General features: G+C 43.0%; 18 protein-coding genes, 1 pseudogene and 1 riboswitch. Of the genes and pseudogenes, 2 read left to right on the plus strand and 17 right to left on the minus strand.

All coding sequences use genetic code 11. From position 1 onward, the window contains the following. Positions 1-4: 4 nt before the first annotated feature. The 11 genes and pseudogenes from ACSBOP_RS18125 to ACSBOP_RS18175 all read right to left on the minus strand — a co-directional run bounded on the left by ACSBOP_RS18125 (position 5) and on the right by ACSBOP_RS18175 (position 8,701). Entirely contained in the window at positions 5-619 is a 615-nt protein-coding gene (locus ACSBOP_RS18125) for an NAD(P)-dependent oxidoreductase (protein ID WP_442601905.1), read from the minus strand. A gap of 83 nt (positions 620-702) precedes the next feature. Next, positions 703-1,389: a restriction endonuclease subunit S gene (locus ACSBOP_RS18130; protein ID WP_442604525.1), complete on the minus strand. Its 687-nt coding sequence runs from the start codon at positions 1,387-1,389 to the stop codon at positions 703-705. After that, positions 1,375-2,802, minus strand: a pseudogene (locus tag ACSBOP_RS18135) (HsdM family class I SAM-dependent methyltransferase); the annotation flags it as partial. The pseudogene ACSBOP_RS18135 and the gene ACSBOP_RS18130, both read right to left, overlap by 15 nt. A 30-nt stretch (positions 2,803-2,832) precedes the next feature. Beyond that, positions 2,833-3,540 carry a Type 1 glutamine amidotransferase-like domain-containing protein gene (locus tag ACSBOP_RS18140; RefSeq protein ID WP_442604526.1) on the minus strand — a complete coding sequence of 236 codons (708 nt, stop codon included), beginning with the start codon at positions 3,538-3,540 and terminating at the stop codon, positions 2,833-2,835. A gap of 13 nt (positions 3,541-3,553) precedes the next feature. Beyond that, entirely contained in the window at positions 3,554-4,009 is a 456-nt protein-coding gene (locus ACSBOP_RS18145) for a RidA family protein (protein WP_442601906.1), read from the minus strand. Positions 4,010-4,048: 39 nt separating this feature from the next. After that, positions 4,049-4,360 (minus strand): cyclase family protein, encoded by a 312-nt coding sequence (locus ACSBOP_RS18150; RefSeq protein ID WP_442601907.1) that lies wholly within the window; start codon positions 4,358-4,360, stop codon positions 4,049-4,051. Between the two features lie 92 nt (positions 4,361-4,452). Then, on the minus strand, positions 4,453-4,854 hold the full coding sequence (locus ACSBOP_RS18155) for a beta-hydroxyacyl-ACP dehydratase (RefSeq protein WP_442601908.1): 402 nt from the start codon (positions 4,852-4,854) through the stop codon (positions 4,453-4,455). Between the two features lie 205 nt (positions 4,855-5,059). Further along, positions 5,060-5,938, minus strand: coding sequence for an L-serine ammonia-lyase, iron-sulfur-dependent, subunit alpha (sdaAA, locus tag ACSBOP_RS18160; protein ID WP_442601909.1), 879 nt, complete (start codon positions 5,936-5,938; stop codon positions 5,060-5,062). Beyond that, on the minus strand, positions 5,935-6,615 hold the full coding sequence (sdaAB, locus tag ACSBOP_RS18165) for an L-serine ammonia-lyase, iron-sulfur-dependent subunit beta (RefSeq protein WP_442601910.1): 681 nt from the start codon (positions 6,613-6,615) through the stop codon (positions 5,935-5,937). The genes sdaAA and sdaAB overlap by 4 nt, the downstream gene beginning before the upstream one ends. Before the next feature lie 211 nt (positions 6,616-6,826). Continuing rightward, positions 6,827-7,606: a CAP domain-containing protein gene (locus ACSBOP_RS18170; protein WP_442601911.1), complete on the minus strand. Its 780-nt coding sequence runs from the start codon at positions 7,604-7,606 to the stop codon at positions 6,827-6,829. Positions 7,607-7,610: 4 nt separating this feature from the next. Further along, positions 7,611-7,742: riboswitch (cyclic di-AMP (ydaO/yuaA leader) on the minus strand. 80 nt (positions 7,743-7,822) lie between these two features. Next, positions 7,823-8,701: a TRM11 family SAM-dependent methyltransferase gene (locus ACSBOP_RS18175; RefSeq protein ID WP_442601912.1), complete on the minus strand. Its 879-nt coding sequence runs from the start codon at positions 8,699-8,701 to the stop codon at positions 7,823-7,825. Positions 8,702-8,869: 168 nt separating this feature from the next. On the opposite strand from ACSBOP_RS18175, the gene ACSBOP_RS18180 reads away from it, so the two are divergent. Then, positions 8,870-9,079 carry a cold-shock protein gene (locus ACSBOP_RS18180; RefSeq protein WP_442601913.1) on the plus strand — a complete coding sequence of 70 codons (210 nt, stop codon included), beginning with the start codon at positions 8,870-8,872 and terminating at the stop codon, positions 9,077-9,079. A gap of 74 nt (positions 9,080-9,153) precedes the next feature. Here the strand turns inward: ACSBOP_RS18180 and ACSBOP_RS18185 are convergent, their stop codons facing one another. From ACSBOP_RS18185 to ACSBOP_RS18205, 5 genes are all read right to left on the minus strand, one after another. Beyond that, the gene (locus tag ACSBOP_RS18185) at positions 9,154-10,311 is read right to left on the minus strand and encodes a cation:proton antiporter (RefSeq protein ID WP_442601914.1); all 1,158 of its coding nucleotides are present in this window, start codon (positions 10,309-10,311) and stop codon (positions 9,154-9,156) included. A gap of 205 nt (positions 10,312-10,516) precedes the next feature. After that, a complete protein-coding gene (locus ACSBOP_RS18190) occupies positions 10,517-12,166 on the minus strand; it encodes an MDR family MFS transporter (RefSeq protein ID WP_442601915.1) in 1,650 nt (549 codons plus the stop codon). A 7-nt stretch (positions 12,167-12,173) separates the two neighbouring features. Next, a complete protein-coding gene (locus ACSBOP_RS18195) occupies positions 12,174-12,614 on the minus strand; it encodes a MarR family winged helix-turn-helix transcriptional regulator (RefSeq protein ID WP_442601916.1) in 441 nt (146 codons plus the stop codon). Positions 12,615-12,799: 185 nt separating this feature from the next. After that, on the minus strand, positions 12,800-14,110 hold the full coding sequence (locus ACSBOP_RS18200) for a diguanylate cyclase domain-containing protein (protein WP_442601917.1): 1,311 nt from the start codon (positions 14,108-14,110) through the stop codon (positions 12,800-12,802). A 126-nt stretch (positions 14,111-14,236) separates the two neighbouring features. Continuing rightward, on the minus strand, positions 14,237-14,710 hold the full coding sequence (locus ACSBOP_RS18205) for a putative ABC transporter permease (RefSeq protein ID WP_442601918.1): 474 nt from the start codon (positions 14,708-14,710) through the stop codon (positions 14,237-14,239). 138 nt (positions 14,711-14,848) lie between these two features. On the opposite strand from ACSBOP_RS18205, the gene ACSBOP_RS18210 reads away from it, so the two are divergent. Beyond that, positions 14,849-15,016, plus strand: a complete 168-nt coding sequence (locus tag ACSBOP_RS18210) for a hypothetical protein (RefSeq protein WP_442601919.1) — start codon at positions 14,849-14,851, stop codon at positions 15,014-15,016. Positions 15,017-15,340: 324 nt separating this feature from the next. On the opposite strand, the gene lpdA is transcribed toward ACSBOP_RS18210, so the two are convergent. Then, complete coding sequence (gene lpdA, locus ACSBOP_RS18215; protein ID WP_442601920.1) at positions 15,341-16,765, minus strand: dihydrolipoyl dehydrogenase; 1,425 nt, start codon at positions 16,763-16,765, stop codon at positions 15,341-15,343. Positions 16,766-16,768 lie beyond the last annotated feature (3 nt).

A 16,768-nucleotide genomic window follows, 5' to 3' on the forward strand; every position in this document is an offset into this window, starting at 1 on the left:
GATCTTAATAGGCAAGCCCAACGGAGGTTTTATGATGTCTCTTTTGTGGGAGTGCATGCAGTAAAAAGTGAGCGACGTCAGCGCGAGATATTTTCTGGCCTCCGATAGGTACGCCTTGTATCGTTGCACGGTATTTACCCGTAAGCGGTGTATCAATTAAATGTAGTGGACGTGCAATTGTCCAGTTTACATTGTTGGATTTGATAACTTCAACAGCTCGGCGATGATCAGCTAATACGTTACGCAAAAATATTTTGGAAGCCATTCCCACGATTCCCGGTATTTCATTGTAAATACCTGCCGCAGCTACATATAAAACGCGGTTCACTCCACTGCTGTTCATCCCCTCAACAATGTGACCTGCCATCTCTGTTAATACCGAAGTTCTACCCATTCCACGTGACCCCAGGCATGAAACAACGGCATCGTGATTTGCAATCGCCTCAGTTACAGCCTCTGGATCACAAGCATCTCCAACAATCACACGTAAATTAGGATCGGTCATATTGAAATTCGACAGCGTTCTTACAAATGCGGTCACTTGATGTCCTGATTCCAGCGCTTGCTGGACAAAATGTTGTCCCGTTCCTCCACTTGCACCAAACACAATGATGTTCATTGTATCCCTCCCCTTAGGCTTAGTTGGTTAAAACTTCTCTTGTACACAGTATTCTTTTACCATAAAGGAAATTACTTCCAAGGTCAATTTCGTTCGAGAATCGCATGGGTCAGTCTGCCTTGAAGTGCTAATCGAAGGATGCGATCTGTCAATGTTCCATAAGGATGGAAAATATTCTGCTTCTGTATCTTGTGTGTAAATAAGGCGTTCACATCGTAGATAGCTTGTGAGGCAAATTGGATATTCCTTAACAAAGACTCGATTTGCTTGATGATCACCCGCTGTTCGTCGAGTGGTGGGATTGGGATCGACAAGTTGGCGAGCGACATTTTCCGAATAGAGGGCACTGCACTTGCTTGGGAGAGTTCATAAAAATCAATTGTCATTGACCAATAATACACAAAACGATGATGGACGTAGGTTGGATTGCATGAAAAAGCCATGAGGTTATTATCGATACATGCAGGAGTACGGAGGAGTGCACGTCGGTTAAGCTTAATCGCTTCACCTATTTTGGCAAACAGAACAGCATGAGCAGGGACTAGGGGTACGCGCAGTTCGGCTCGGGCTTCCTCTGTGAGGGTATCTTTGGCAGTTGGTAAGAAGCCATCCCCACCCGCTTCACTAAGGCTTCCCACCTTATAGAAGGAAATACTACCTGTTGTATCTCCTTGAAAAGAACGTGGAAACGCGGAACCGTGGTGAAATGCACCCACATCTCCCCAAGATGCCAATCTCCAATGATCGGGAATGTGATGATTAGTATGCATATCGATGCTGCTCAAATACTGTGAAATAGTGCTCATTCGGAGAGCCGCTTGTTGCAGTTTATTTACCGCTTCTTCTGTCGTATTGATGAGTTGTGGGATGGGGTCTTGCGTTGGGGTTGATACGTTGTCTGTAAGTAGACCCAGATCTAAGCGGTTTCCTAAAGAACGAATGTCATCACGAGTGATGACCTGCCATCGCGCATCGATAATCTTTGAACGATCTGATGATGTATAAGCAGTAATAAATGGTTCGAAATGTGCTGCTGTCAGTGGTGTACGCTTCCCAAATCGCGGCATGTCCGATCTTAAATCGTAGAACCATACTTCCTTCGTATTCCCTGTGGTTTCAAGTCCTTGATTGAAAAAGAGGACATTCGTCTTCACACCCTGCGCATAGAAAATACCAGTAGGCAACCGCAGGATGGTATGAAGATTGCACTTATCCATCAGTTCTTCACGGATTCTTGTCCCTTCTCCATCTTGAAATAATACATGATCCGGTACCACTACCGCCGCACGAGCTGTCTTATTCAACTTCAGACTGTTCACGATTAATTGAAGGAATTGAAATGGTTTATTAGACGTTACATAACTTGAGTCAGTGCGAGGCATTTTTCCTCCCTTTTTCGTGCCAAAAGGGGGGTTGGTTAGAATGACATCATATTGTTGCTGGGACTTATTCTCGACTCGTGTAAGCGAATCACCTTGGGTAATGGGACCCTCAATTCCATGCAGCAGCGCATTCATCAGTGCCAGACGATGCGTTTCCTGCACAAGTTCACACCCTGAAAAAGCTTGATCCCGTTGAAACTCGATTTGCTGCTCACTTAAATCTTGGTAGCTGTCCGTCTGGCTTCTTACATAATTACTTGCCGCTACCATGAATCCAAAAGTACCTGCTGCAGGGTCATTGCAGGTTTCTCCCGGTCTTGGACTCACGAGCTTTACGATCACATCTATTAAAAGCCGTGGGGTAAAATATTGCCCTGCCCCGGACTTCTTTTCCCCTGCATTCTTCTCCAACAAGCCTTCGTACAGGTTTCCTAAACCTTCCTCATTCGCGCTATACCAATCAATGGCATCGATTGCACGGATCATTTGCTCCAAGTTGTTCGGACGATCGATACGAGTTGCTGCATGAGCATAAATTTGGCGTACATACTTACTAGCTACGGTAGATCCGAGATCGATAAGCAGGTTACGATAATGCTGCATCAACTCCGCTCCCTGAAGTGCAACAAGTGTATCCCATCGATAGGACTGCGGGATAAGAGCCTCTTTCCCTCTTTCCTTCAATAGCTTGAGAAATAATAAATAAGTAAGCTCCGTCACGTACTCATGATAGACAATCCCGTCATCTCGGAGCACATCGCATAGTCTCCATAACTTTCCCACGAACTCTTGCGTCTGCATCGGGTTAGGATCGTTCCTCTCGGCTAAGGATTATTGTTGCTCGTTACCTAGATAAATAGGGTCGATTGCTGTCTCTGTCACTAGTTGATCCGTGCATGTCAGAAGATAAGCCTTGGCTGCTTGTCTTGAACTTACGACTTGATGAATGTGATCATTCCGGTAATGTACAGCTACACCGTCATCCATGGCGATTCCGTTGCCAATTTTATTTTCCAAAAGCAATTGGTGATATCCGGGTCTTCGATCAGACTCCCCATCATAGTGAGGGCAACTGCTGCCTGATAGCAGACCTAAGCATCTTAAGCTCGTCAGCTCACCGGGTATAGAGTCCGTTACACCTTCTTCATACCAGCAAATGGAACCTGCACTAAGTCCTGCTAATATGACCCCGTTGTCCCAAGCATTTCGAATGATCTGATCCAGACCCCACTCTCTCCATAACACAAGCATATTCCTCGTATTCCCGCCACCAACATATAGAATATCCTGCTCTAGTATGTACGCTTCTAGATTTCTTGGATGTTTCTTAAACAAAGCAAGATGGGAAGGGACACAAGAATGCTGTTGAAAAGCTTGATAGAATCGCTCTATATAGCCTTCTGAATCTCCACTGGCAGTTGGGATAAAGCATACTTTCGGTTGAGTCGATTTCGCTTGTTTCAAAATATATTGATCCAGCAGAGGATTCTCGGGTTCCATTGAAAACCCTCCGCCACCCATGGCAATGATTTGTCTCAGTGGTATCAACTCCTTACCCTTCAATTTGAAAGATCGAATCAATAATAATCGGTAGATTCGCTCTGACAGACGCCGCTCCGAATACAGAGCGAGCATGCATACCCTTTTCCCCGAATACTTCAATCATCAACTCCGAGCAGCCGTCTAACACTTTGGCATGTTCTTCAAACAATGGGTCTGCATTCACAAATCCTTGAATCTTAACAACTTGTTTCACCTTATCTAGCGTTCCTAATGCTTCTTTTACAACAGCAAGAACTTCAATCCCTGCTAATCTTGCAAAATGATACCCTTGCTGCGTCGTGAATTCTTGACCAAGCTTGCCCTTTGGTTTTCCTTGCGGTCCTTTTCCCGAAACATACAAGAATCCATTTGCGATTACAAAGTTGGCATATTGGGCGGCCGGGCTGCTTGCTTCTGGAAGTTCAATTCCGAGTGTCACTAGTCTTTGATCAATAGATTGTGTCATATGGAGGACCTCCAACTATATTTTATTTAAATTATCTCGTCATTTCACCTTCGCAATCACACGTGCTACTGATGAATCTGCTCTTATGTGAAGGGGTAGCGCTATGATTTCAAACGACTCTGCATGCAGAAGTTGATCCAAATTCGTTAAGTTTTCAATGATTAGAACCCGATTGTGAAACAAGCATTTATGTACTTCAAAAGGGTACTTGTCGGGTGAAGGCATATCCATGCCCACCATCTTAACCTGCTTCCTAACTAACAATTCTGCAAATTCTACTGTCAAAACAGGATGCTCTGTAAAGTATGTATCTTGTCCAAAATATTGACTGTGGCCTGTATACAAAATCACGATTTGATGTGGTTTGATAAGTAAACGGGTATTCCGTTCTGGATTAGATGTGAGAGTTCAATTAACATGGGATGGTTCTCCTTTATTATTATCTAACCCTGTACATAAATCATAATCTCATCTGCTCGAATGATAATCTGATCTCCTACTTTCGCTTCTCCTTTGCCAAGGATAAATCCTCTTCGATTCTTGATCACTTCATAAAATAATTCAACACGATCACCTGGATAGGCGTTTCCTAAAACCTCAATTCCGTTCAATGAAGATAGAAACCCCAAGTTCCCTTCACTGCTCGTTGTCGTAAACGCACCTAACTGTGCCAGTGCTTCTACAATCATAGCGCTTGGCATACATGGATTTGCGTCTGTTATATACCACTCGTTGCGTGTTACATTCTTAAAACCTTTCGCCCACTTTCCCTGATCGATTTCGATCATTTGATCAATCATTAAAAATGGATAGCGATGTGGGATTATTTGCTGAATATCAGTCATGGATATACTCCTTAAAATGTGATTTTTATGAAAGAAAGACCAAGTGCTGCGAACACTTGGTCAGTACAATGGCTTGGATAGTATGTTGCTTTATTAGTCAGTGATGAACGCCCACCGAAGGTTCAATTGTATTTCTATTTTACCTGTTATTCCCTAATGGTACAAGCGCTCTCAATTGCACGAAACGAGGGATACCCCCATCCAATCATTTCTTCTTTCGCAACTCATCCATAATCTTCTTACCTGTAGGCGTCATAGCCAGTCCGCCTTTAGCCGTCTCCCGATGTTTCTCCGGCATGGACGTGCCAACTTCGTACATCACTTGGATAACTTCGTCGGATGGGATCACGCTGCGTACACCCGCAAGTGCCATATCTGCCGCCGCTAGTGCGGTAACAGCACCAAATCCATTTCGCACGATACAAGGAATTTCGACTAATCCACCAACCGGATCGCAGATTAGACCCAATGTATTTTTCAAAGCAAGCCCAACCGCATGAACGGCTTGTCTGGGTATACCCCCATGCAGTTCAACGAGTGCACCTGCTGCCATACCGATTGCCGAGCCGACTTCTGCCTGACAACCTCCCTCAGCACCGGATACGAAAGAATTATTCGCGATGATATAACCAATAGCTCCCGCACAGAATAAGCCTTTCACAAGTGCTTCATCACTCCATCCGAATCGTTCCTGTGAGCTGATGAACACACCGGGGATGATACCGCATGAACCTGCTGTTGGTGTTGCAATAATGCGTCCCATCGACGCATTCACTTCTGAAACTGCTAGTGCATAAGCCATCGCACGAGCGGCTTCACCGCCAAGCGCTGGTGTTCCACCATCTACAACCTTCATTACACGCTGGGCATCCAGTCCAGTTAGACCGCTTCTAGATTGTGTATTCTCTGTGAGCCCTTTATGAACTGCTTCCTTCATCACTTCATAATACTCCGACATCCGACTGATCTCTTCCTCAGCCGTACGACCAGATTCCGCCGCCTGATTCTCGATCATCACAGTTGAAATCGACTTGTTCTCAGCCTCACACAGCTGCAATAATTCATCTAAAGTCCTGAATTTCATACGTTACCTCGTTTGTTCAAATTCACTAGATGTACTTCTTTGACGCGTTCAAGCTGCGCAATATCTTGTAATAACTCCGCTGGGAGTTCGTGATCCATTTCAATCACCGTAAGTGCGTCTGCACTTCTTCCTTTGCGATCCAAAGATAGATGCCCTATATTAACTCCAGCACGCTGCAGCAGTGTAGTGAAACTGGCAAGCATACCTGGATAATCCTGATGCATAATGACAATCGTCGGATAATTACCTGTGAACCTTACTTCAAAGCCATTCACATTTTGCACTTCGATGTTTCCCCCGCCAATAGAGGAACCTTTCATCGTCGTTACATTCGTATCGCTATATAAAGTAATCGCCGCAGTGTTCGGATGCCCAAAGTGTCCATGTCCCATTCGAAAATTAACCTGAAGTCCCATCTTCTCAGCATCTTCTAGTGAGGTGACCATCTGCGGATTGTCCGTCTCATAATCCAGTATGCCACCGACAATAGCTAGATCGGTGCAATGCCCTTTATACGTTTCAGCAAAAGAACCATAAAAAGTGATGTCCACACGCTTCGGCTGTTCGCCTAACAACTGCCTTGCCGCTCGGCCTAGACGCGCTGCTCCTGCTGTATGTGAACTCGATGGACCTACCATAGACGGCCCAATTATTGAAAAAACATCTTTAAATCGCATGCTTGTTCCTCTTCCCCCGTGATGATCTTACCTTTTCATGCTACATCATATCTCAAATATGAATAAGCAGCAAAAAAATCGAACGAGCGATCTTCGGATTCTTTCTCGAAATCATGTATAGCCTGTTCACCCAGTGTTTAAAATAAACAATAAAAAAAGAGCTAACGGCTTATGACCCAAACAGGATCATGCCGTTAACTCTTCCTATCATTTAGCCAATAAACTCTTGTACCCACACACCTTGATAGTAAGCAACACCGATTGTTGTAAAGTTAGGGCTTAGAATGTTCTGTCTGTGCCCGCTGCTATTCATCCATGCTGTCATTACATCTTGTGGCGTACGTTGACCCTTCGCGATATTCTCACCCGCTGCGCGGTAAGAAATGTTATACTGTTTCATCATATCAAATGGCGAACCATAAGTTGGAGATTGGTGATCAAAGTAATTATTTTTCACCATATCCTTCGCTTTATCCATTGCCATGTTGTTTAACTTGGTATTATCCATCTTAACTGCAGAAAGTCCTGCTTTGGAACGTTCTTTATTGACAAGATCCACTACTTCTTGTGCAAATTTAGTAGCTTCGTCTGACACTGCTGGCTTCTCAGACGGTGCTGGAGTTGGCTTAGGTGTTGGTGTTGGTTTCGGCGTAGGCGTTGGATCCGGTGTTGGCTTTGATGTTACCGGCGGCGTTGGTGTAACGTTATCCGGCAATGTTGGCCATTGAATTTGTGAGTTTGATCCATCTACATTACCAGGTAGATTGCATCCTCCACCCATCGAAATGACTCCACCTTTTATTCCTTGTGAATATAACTTCATTAACTCGCTCAAATTGAAGTTACATGATTTGGCTAACTCGTTTGCCGAAATAGGGTTATTCTGCCCTACTACACATGCTGCTTGAGCTACATTCGCCATCCCTGCGGACGCTAGCAATGTCACTGCAAGAGTACCTGTTACGACTACTTTCTTAAAACTTTGTTTCATTTCTCTCTCTCCTTTTTGTCGCCTACGAGGTTAGCTGACGGGTTCGGATAAAAGAGTAACACCCGACCACTAAAAGTGGTTTCACCCCAAATGGCGGTTCCCCCGCACCCTTTTTGGGTTTCGGCTTATTTAACACTTTCAAAGTGTAACATGTATTATATCTGCCTTCATTCTCAAAATTGTGGTAGTATTACTTAATGAAGGTAATAAGACCAATTACCTGCAAACGATGACTTGTCTAGCAAAACGTCCTTTGCTAACGACGCATCGGTCTATAATCGATAATCCTGCTTGCATAATTGCATCATCCATTTGCTCAATTGTTATGATAACGACTTTACTTGCTAATGAGCGTATGCTTTTTAACAGCCCAGATCGTTCACAATCTGAGAGCACAGAGCATAGATTATAGGGCATATCGAGAATGGCGACATCATAGTGACCTGTTAATGTCGTCATATCTTGAATTTCTACGACCTGTGGCATGTTAAAATGTGCTAGATTGGCCCGTGCTCCTCGAATTGCAAGTGGATTTAAATCTGAGCCTACGATGGATATCCCCATCGAAAGGGCTTCGATGACAACTGTGCCGATTCCACAGCAAGGATCGATAACGGTAACTCCATCCGTGTGAGGTACTGCGATGTTGACAATAGCTCTTGCAACACGTGTACTAAGCGCAGTGGAGTAATTGTGCGGTTTTTTCGTATGACGCAGCCAAACCGCCTCATTTTTCCTATATTCTCCGAATAACCACCTACCGCCTGCGTGAATTATTCCAAATATCCGCTCAGGCTTTCGCATGTCTGCTTTACCATGTACACGTGACCCAATCTCACGTTCAATGGCACGCTCTTCGTCATACGTAATGGCATAATTGCTTTCGATGTATATAATTTTAAATGTCTTTCCACCAGTCTGTAGCGACTCAACTTGGTCAGCAATTTCTCGAATATTTTGACCGCCATAGCGTACAGCGAGCTCTAACTTAATAAAGGGACTCCGACTCGGATTTACCGCAAATGGACTCTCGATACAGGAATTGTGAGGAACATGTCCAAATAGAGTTTTCATCTCTAACATACATAAAGACATTTCATCCTCATGACAAGCATATGTATATAGATATGCCGGTAAATTGTGATTTAACAAGGATCTCCCGCCCTTCACCATTCTAGAAGAACTTATTGTACCATATTGCTAATATCCGCATAGATAAGTATTTTTTGTCACATATTAAAAGGGTTAAGGAGGGTTTTGTACATGTATTACTCAAAAAAGACAGTTGAACCCGTTGTTGAAGAAACCGCTATCTGGAAATGCAGTAATGAATCCTGTGTCTGCTGGATGAGAGAAAATTTTGCTTTTGAAGAAACACCTATTTGTCCCATCTGTCGTTCGATTATGGAGAAAAATAATAAAATGCTACCCACTCTTTACAACAACAATAACAGTCAAAAAGAAGTTAAATAGCAAGTACAAAACAAAGCAAAGGCACTTACCCAACTCGGGTAGTGCCTTTGTTTGTGTAGGTTGCTGCAGCCCACTTACTTCAACGTGCCTGCAGCTTCTTTTTTCTGACCAAAAATACTCTTGAGCATCGGAGGTGTAACGATTGTTGTAAGAATAACCACGATAATAATCGATGTAAAATATTTCTCATCGAGCAATTGTGACTCCAATCCAATCGCACCTAGAATCAATGCAACTTCACCGCGCGAAACCATCCCCGCTCCAATACCAAACGCCGATTTCCCTTTAAATCCAGTCAATCTGGCACCTAAACCAGAACCAATTAATTTCGTTGCAATTGCAACTAATGTTAACCCGATAATGAACCAAATCTGATCCAGAATACCGACGAAAGTAACGGATAAACCAATACTCACGAAGAACACCGGTACGAAGATGACATAAGCAATGGGTTCGATCTTGTGCTCCACTTCTTCTTTATATTTCGTCTGTGAAATCGCAATACCCGCCGCGAATGCGCCGATAATGCCAGCTACACCCATATATTCAGCAAAGTACGAGAAAGCAAAACAAATAATTAATCCTGCACTAATAATCGCTTCTGACACAGCCAGTGGCGCGAGTTTACGCATCACCCAAGGGACGATCTTCCAACCTGCAAGTATCACGACAACAAAGAAGAGCACCTTCTTGCCAAGCAGCAAACCTAGACTTACATCTTCTGTAGTAAGGAAACTCATCATAACAGCCAAAGAAACAACGACTAGAATATCATCAATAAGTGCCGCTCCAAGGATCGTTGTACTTTCTCTGCTTTTTAATTGACCCAGTTCTTTCAAGGTTTGAACCGAAATACTTACAGATGTAGCAGACAACATTAAACCTAAGAATAAAGAATGAGACTGTTCAAGCCCCATGAAATAACCTGTTAAAAACCCACCTACTAAGGGGAATATAATTCCGCCAACCGCAACGGCAAGCGAAGAATTTCGATTTTGATTCAGCGCTTTTAAGTCAGTCTCAAGTCCTGCGATGAACATCAACAGGAGAACACCAATTTCACTTAGGCTATCGATCATCTCTGTTTTTTGAATCCACCCCAGCAAAGCCGGACCAATAATAATACCAATTAGCAACTTACCCAATACTGCTGGCTGACCTAATCGGACGCTTATATCACCTGCAATTTTGGTAGCAAGCAGGATAATAAGCAATTGTAAGAATAACAGCATGCAATCGTTCCCTTCATCTTAAGTATAGTAATCCAAGGTGTTTACCTTAACTATTATAACAATTGACAGCAGTATCACCAAATTGTGACAACCCATAACACTTATCCCAATTCCTTCAGCTTATTCCTTATCGCTATGAAACCACATGAAAAAAGCTGCCTTTTCGGCAGCTTTCTCCTTGTTAACTTATGTTAATATGCCATGATTAATTCTGATCTACAACCGCTTGTTGACCTGTATGATTCTCAACCTGCGAAGCAGTTGGTTTCTCTTCCGCTCCAGGTTTACCTGGCATCTTACTTGATGTACGAAGCGGGATCTCTTTTAAGAACAACGCCAGTACCAAGGCAACACAAAGCACAATTGCTCCCGTTAAGAAAACAGTCGATAAAGACGAACTTAATGCATCGCGCAAGGAATCAATCATTTTTGTGAAAATAGGCTGCATCGCTGCAGGCATTTGATCATGAATGGCTGCCAATTTCGGTTGATCCAACAACATTTGCGGATTGTGAAATACCGATAATTTTTCTGCAATCGCGGGATCAAGTTTGGATAAATCCACCCCTTTTCCAGATTCGATTGCTGACTTCATGGACTTTGTAATGTTTGTAGACATAATCGTTCCCATCACAGCAATACCAATTGTACCGCCCAAGTTACGGAATAACTGAGAGGATGCCGTCACGACACCAAGCTTACTAGGTTCAACCGCGTTTTGCACGGCAAGTGAAAATACTGGCATACCCATACCAAGTCCCAAACCGAATACGATCATACTCACAACCGCCATTGTGATGCTATTCATGTATACCATGATGAGCATACCCGCGATCATAATTGGCATTCCAATTAACGCAAAGCGTTTATACTTACCTGTTTTACTAATCATTTGACCACTGAAAGCACTCATGAGCACCATACCAATGGACATTGGCATGGTAACATACCCGGAATAGGTTGGCGAGATGCCCATAACCCCTTGAACGAAGAAAGGAATATAAATCAGTGCGCCCATCATACCCGCGTTCATTAAGAAGCCGATCACATTTGAGATCGTAACAATCCCATTTTTAAATAAAGATAATGGTAGAACTGGTGTTTTCACTTTCGTTTCTACAAACATAAAGATAAGAAGCGATACAACTGCACTTATGAACAAACCAATTATTTGTGAAGAGTCCCAAGCATACTTCGATCCAGCCCACGAAAAGGCAAGCAATAAGGGTACGATCGTAGTCGTTAAGAATAAAGAACCCCAGTAGTCGATGGTCTCCGACTTTTTACGCTCCACTTTTGGGAATAATGTAAGTATCATAATGAATGCCACTATCCCAAGTGGAAGGAAAATCCAGAATACCCATTTCCAATCCATATGATCTACAATGTAACCACCGAGCGTCGGTCCGATTACACTGGAGAAACCAAATACAGCTGTCATGACACCCGTCCATTTACCACGTTCACGCGGTGAGAACAAGTCGCCTACTGCTGTAAATGAAGTTGCCATAATAATACCCGCGCCAATACCTTGAATACCGCGATACGTAATTAAGTAGAAAATATCCGGCGATGTACCCGACATAAATGCACCAATCATAAAGAAGATAATACCAGCAAGAATGAACGGTTTACGTCCATAAATATCCGATAACTTTCCGACTAATACCGTTGCAATCGTGGATGTCAGCATATAAATCGTGATAACCCACGTGTAATAGTCCATCCCGCCAAGCTTTGCAATAATACGTGGCAAAGCTGTACCAACGATGGTCTGGTTAATGGCCGAGAAGAATAATGCGGCCATGATAGCAATCATAATTGTTAACTTTCGCTTATGCGATAAATGCTCCATAATTTCTCTACTCCTTTTGATGTCTCTCTATATTTTTCAACGTTTGATTGAAGATACGTATCAAATGATCAATATCTTCTTTGGGTAATTCATCAAAAAACATAGCGATTGTTTCCCGCTGACCCTCATGGATTTGTTGAACAATTTCTTCACCTTGTGGCGTAATCGCAATGTAGACGACCCGGCGATCATCTTCATCTCTTGTACGCTCAACAAACCCCCTTGCAATTAATTTATCTGCAGCTCCGGTGATCGCACCAGATGTAATACATAGTGATTCAGCTAGCTCAGACACTTTTTGTTTACCTCTAGAACTCAGCTTGAACAACATTCGAAATTGGGAGAATGACAAGTTCCCAACCATACGTTTATTCCACTCTTTTGTCATACTTTTCAATACATTACGGAATAAATCTGAGAGCACAAAGTTGTCTTGTGTTTCGGGCACAGCAGATGACTCCTTTATCGTAAAATAGTTTAAAACTAAACTAATAATCGTTAAACTATTCAGTAGTATACATTCGTGAATCTATCTCGTCAAGACTTAAATCAATAACATCATTTATATTTTTTTAAAAACAAAGAAAAACAGTTAATTCGGGTTATCCCAAATTAACTGTTGTTTTAAACATTTTATGAGAAAAATTCAAAATACCCTTTTCCCTTTTCCTTCGCCCGGTAGAGCGCTGTGTCAGCATTCTTAATGAGTGCATCCGCATCATTGCCATCCGATGGAGCTCCTGCGATACCGATACTAACCCGAATTCCACTATCTTTCCCTTCAATGAGCAAGGGATCTGAAGTAAAGCTACTAATAATACGATCCGCAATACGAGCTACTGTATCTCGCTTCGGCATGTTCGTCAATAAAATGACAAATTCATCGCCACCAATACGAGCGACTAAATCCGTATCCCGAATATGTAATAGAAGACGAGCCGCTGCTGCCTTCAACATCTCATCACCTTGAATATGACCACACGAGTCATTTACCTTTTTAAATCCATCTAAATCTAAATAGAGTAACGCCAGCTCGGATGGATTGCCTTCTGGACTTGCCAACTCCTGATTAAGCCGCTCTTGGAATTTCAAACGATTCGGTAGATTCGTAAGTGGATCGTGAAAAGCAATATGTTTCATATAATTTTGCTCATACTTATTATCCGTAATATCAACAGCAACTCCATAGATGCTCGTTACTTGATCATTCGTTCGTACAGGTACCATGGACATATGCATAATTTTCTTTGTGTAAGGGCTCTCATAGATCGGTATTTCAAAATGCTGTGCAAACCCATTCATGACAAGTTCAATATAATTATAAACTTCTGTTAATTCATCTGATTTCATAACCATAGAAAACAGCAATGGATTGGCTTCATCCTGAAGATTAAACATGTTTTTAAACATTTGATTCGCAAAAATGATTGTCCCGTTCGAATCCAAAATGAACATTCCACATGAATCATCCATATAAATCAATTCATCATAAGTTTGATGAACATCCACACCCAAGCTGTCCAGCATCCGATTGGAAGTGATCCCAAGATACTTATAGGCTAGTTGCTTGGAGTAGAACGAATTTTCATGCCAAAATAATCGATATGTATGATCACAACCTATTTTTCTAGCTAAACGCTCAATTTGCATTTCCATAATCGGTCCATTGCAAAGAACAGCGCATTTCTTCACATAGTCCCGTAAAAAGATCATCAACTGTTCCAACAATACGTTAACTTCAGGTCGAAAAACGTAAGGCTTCCCATTCTTCATCATCATTCGATTATCAATGAGCAGCTTAATTGTGCCTTTTCTCATGCTAAGAACTTTCTCATGAACCATAGGAATGAACTCAGCCAGATCTTGAATTGTAAGGTCACCACGTATTTGCCATGATAGCACTTGACTGTCAATATCCGCGTCTAGGATAAATTTACTAGTCATCTTAGCTACCCCCTGATCTACCATAATATTCTATAAGTATAGTGCAAAACAGGACATCTGTCATGTATATTAACTTATTTTTATAGGTCAATAGAACTATTAGATAGCAAATGTGACAATAACGTGCTACTCACGACCTGCAAAAGACCTAGAAATTTGCTTCCGAAAAATCCGGTATGTTAGGCCCACATCCGCAAAGAATGCCATCATCGCAAGTGGACACAAGTGTAACCAGATGGGAGAAATCACTTGATAGATGGCTGCTACAATTGGATGCACCACGAAAAAAACGACAAGGGAAAGCAATACCCAGTACAAAGAAAACCGCATACAGACATGACCTTGCACTTGATAACGATACTCCGAGTAGTCCCACCATTTTTTATGAAATAGCTTGTGCAGCATGATCCCACTAACATATTCCACAGCAGATGGAACGAGGAAGCAGAGCAGTAGCAGGAAACTTAGATGGGGGTATTGATGAAGCAAGAACAGCACGATGACAGGTGCAATCCCATACATCGGTTTGAACGGCCCTTGTAAGAAGCCCTTCTTCCTGAACGTTCCTGTTGTTACTTTGCTGTGCGTATTTTCGAGCAACCACCCTCCGAAAGCATAGACGATAAAATAAAAAAGCGTCGAAGGCCATGTGAGACTTTCAACTGTCAAGGTGACCATGTGCGTCATTTCCTCTCGATGTAAAATCTGGAATGTGTTTTATAGTATGAGAAAAGACGCGTGGGGTTATTCATGGGAGCTGGTGCTACGAACGAAAGTATGTGCTTACGGGGGTGGGGAGCTGGTGCTACGGCGAAAGTATGTGGTTACGGAGTTGAGGAGCTGGCGCTACGGCGAAAGTATGTGCTTACGGTCGCTGTTGAACTTGTGTTCCTTGGATTAGGTTAGTATAGTTGGAACATAAGTTCAAAGGCGAGCACTTCGCTCCTCCAGCACATTCTTTCTCCTACGCTCCATCTCCCCTCTCTTCGATGTCTTACGATTGTGATAGTCGCATCCACGTAAGACGGAGGGACGACTAACTCCTGGAAAGCGAAGCGGCACGCCTTTGAAATTGTATTCCCACCTTCCAATCTCATCAGAGGAATACAATTTCAACAGCGTGTGGAAGGATTTAGTCGTCCCGCAGTCGCTACACAGACAAGCACGCAAAAAAAACGCCTTCCATTATAAATGGTAAGACGTTCTTCTAATTGATATGCAATTTGCAACTTACATCCCTATTGCTTTGCCATCAACCGCGAGCATCGCTTCTCCGATGATTTCGGATAACGTCGGGTGCGGATGGATCATTTTACCGACTTGAAGAGAAGTCGCTTGTAGGAATTGCGCTAGAGATGCTTCCGAAATATGTTCGGTTACATGCGGCCCAATCATATGCACGCCAAGAATATCATGTGTGTTCTTGTCTGTGATGACTTTGGCAAAACCGTCCGCTTCTCCATGAACAAGTGCTTTACCTAGTGCCTTGAACGAGATCTTCCCAGTCTGCACTTCATATCCTTGTGCGATTGCTTGCTCTTCTGTCCAGCCCACAGATGCAATTTCAGGACGCCCATATATACAACGTGGAATATTATGCAGCAATTGTCCTGCTTCATGTTCACCGTGGATGTGCTCAGCAGCGATGATCCCTTCATGACTTGCCACATGTGCCAACTGCAGTCCACCATTCACATCACCTATCGCATAAATATGCGGGATAGAAGTGAGCATGCATGGATCAACGGTAATCACGCCTTTTTCAACCTTAACGCCTATTTCTTCTAAACCAATCTGCTCAATGTTCGCTTGTCGACCAACACTGACTAGCGCTCGCTCAGCTTCTAGTTCTTTGATCGTGCCAAGATGCTCAACTTGCATGTGAACCGTGCTTGACTCTTCATTCACAGTAACCGTTTCCGCTAACAGCTTCGCACCTGTTAGAATCTGAACACCACGCTTAAGCAGAAGTCGGCGAAGTTCTTTGGATACATCCGCATCTTCTAATGGAACAAGACGATCTGCATACTCGACAATGGTCACTTTTACACCAAAATCACTCAGCATCGATGCCCATTCAATTCCAATCACACCACCGCCTACGATAAGGATAGAACGGGGGAGATTGTCCATTTCAAGCGCTTCATCACTCGTCATCACATATTGCCCGTCAATTGTCAGACCAGGTAGTGATCTCGGGCGCGATCCAGTTGCAATAATAAGATCTTTATAGCCAAGGACGACATCATCCGCATCTTGGGATTCTACAACAACTGCACCACTCATCGATGAATCGACTTGTTGGTTAGTCAGCTTTCCATGACCGATGATGACATCAACTTTATTCTTTTTCATTAAAAACTGTGTTCCGGAATGAAGTTGTTCAATAATTTTCTGTTTGCGTGCTTGTACGAGTGCAAAGTCCAATTGAAAATCATTCGCCACAATCCCAAAACTCTCGCTATGTTTGAAGTTTGTGTAGACTTCCGCGCTGCGTAAGAGCGATTTACTTGGAATACAACCTTTATGCAAACAAGTACCACCAAGGCGTTCCCGCTCTACAACAGCAACCGTCTTCCCAAGTTGGGATAGGCGTATAGCAGCCACATAACCACCAGGACCTCCACCAAGCACTACCGCATCATACGTTTTCATGCT

The organism is Paenibacillus sp. KN14-4R (assembly GCF_052180255.1).
Lineage (GTDB): Bacteria > Bacillota > Bacilli > Paenibacillales > NBRC-103111 > Paenibacillus_AM.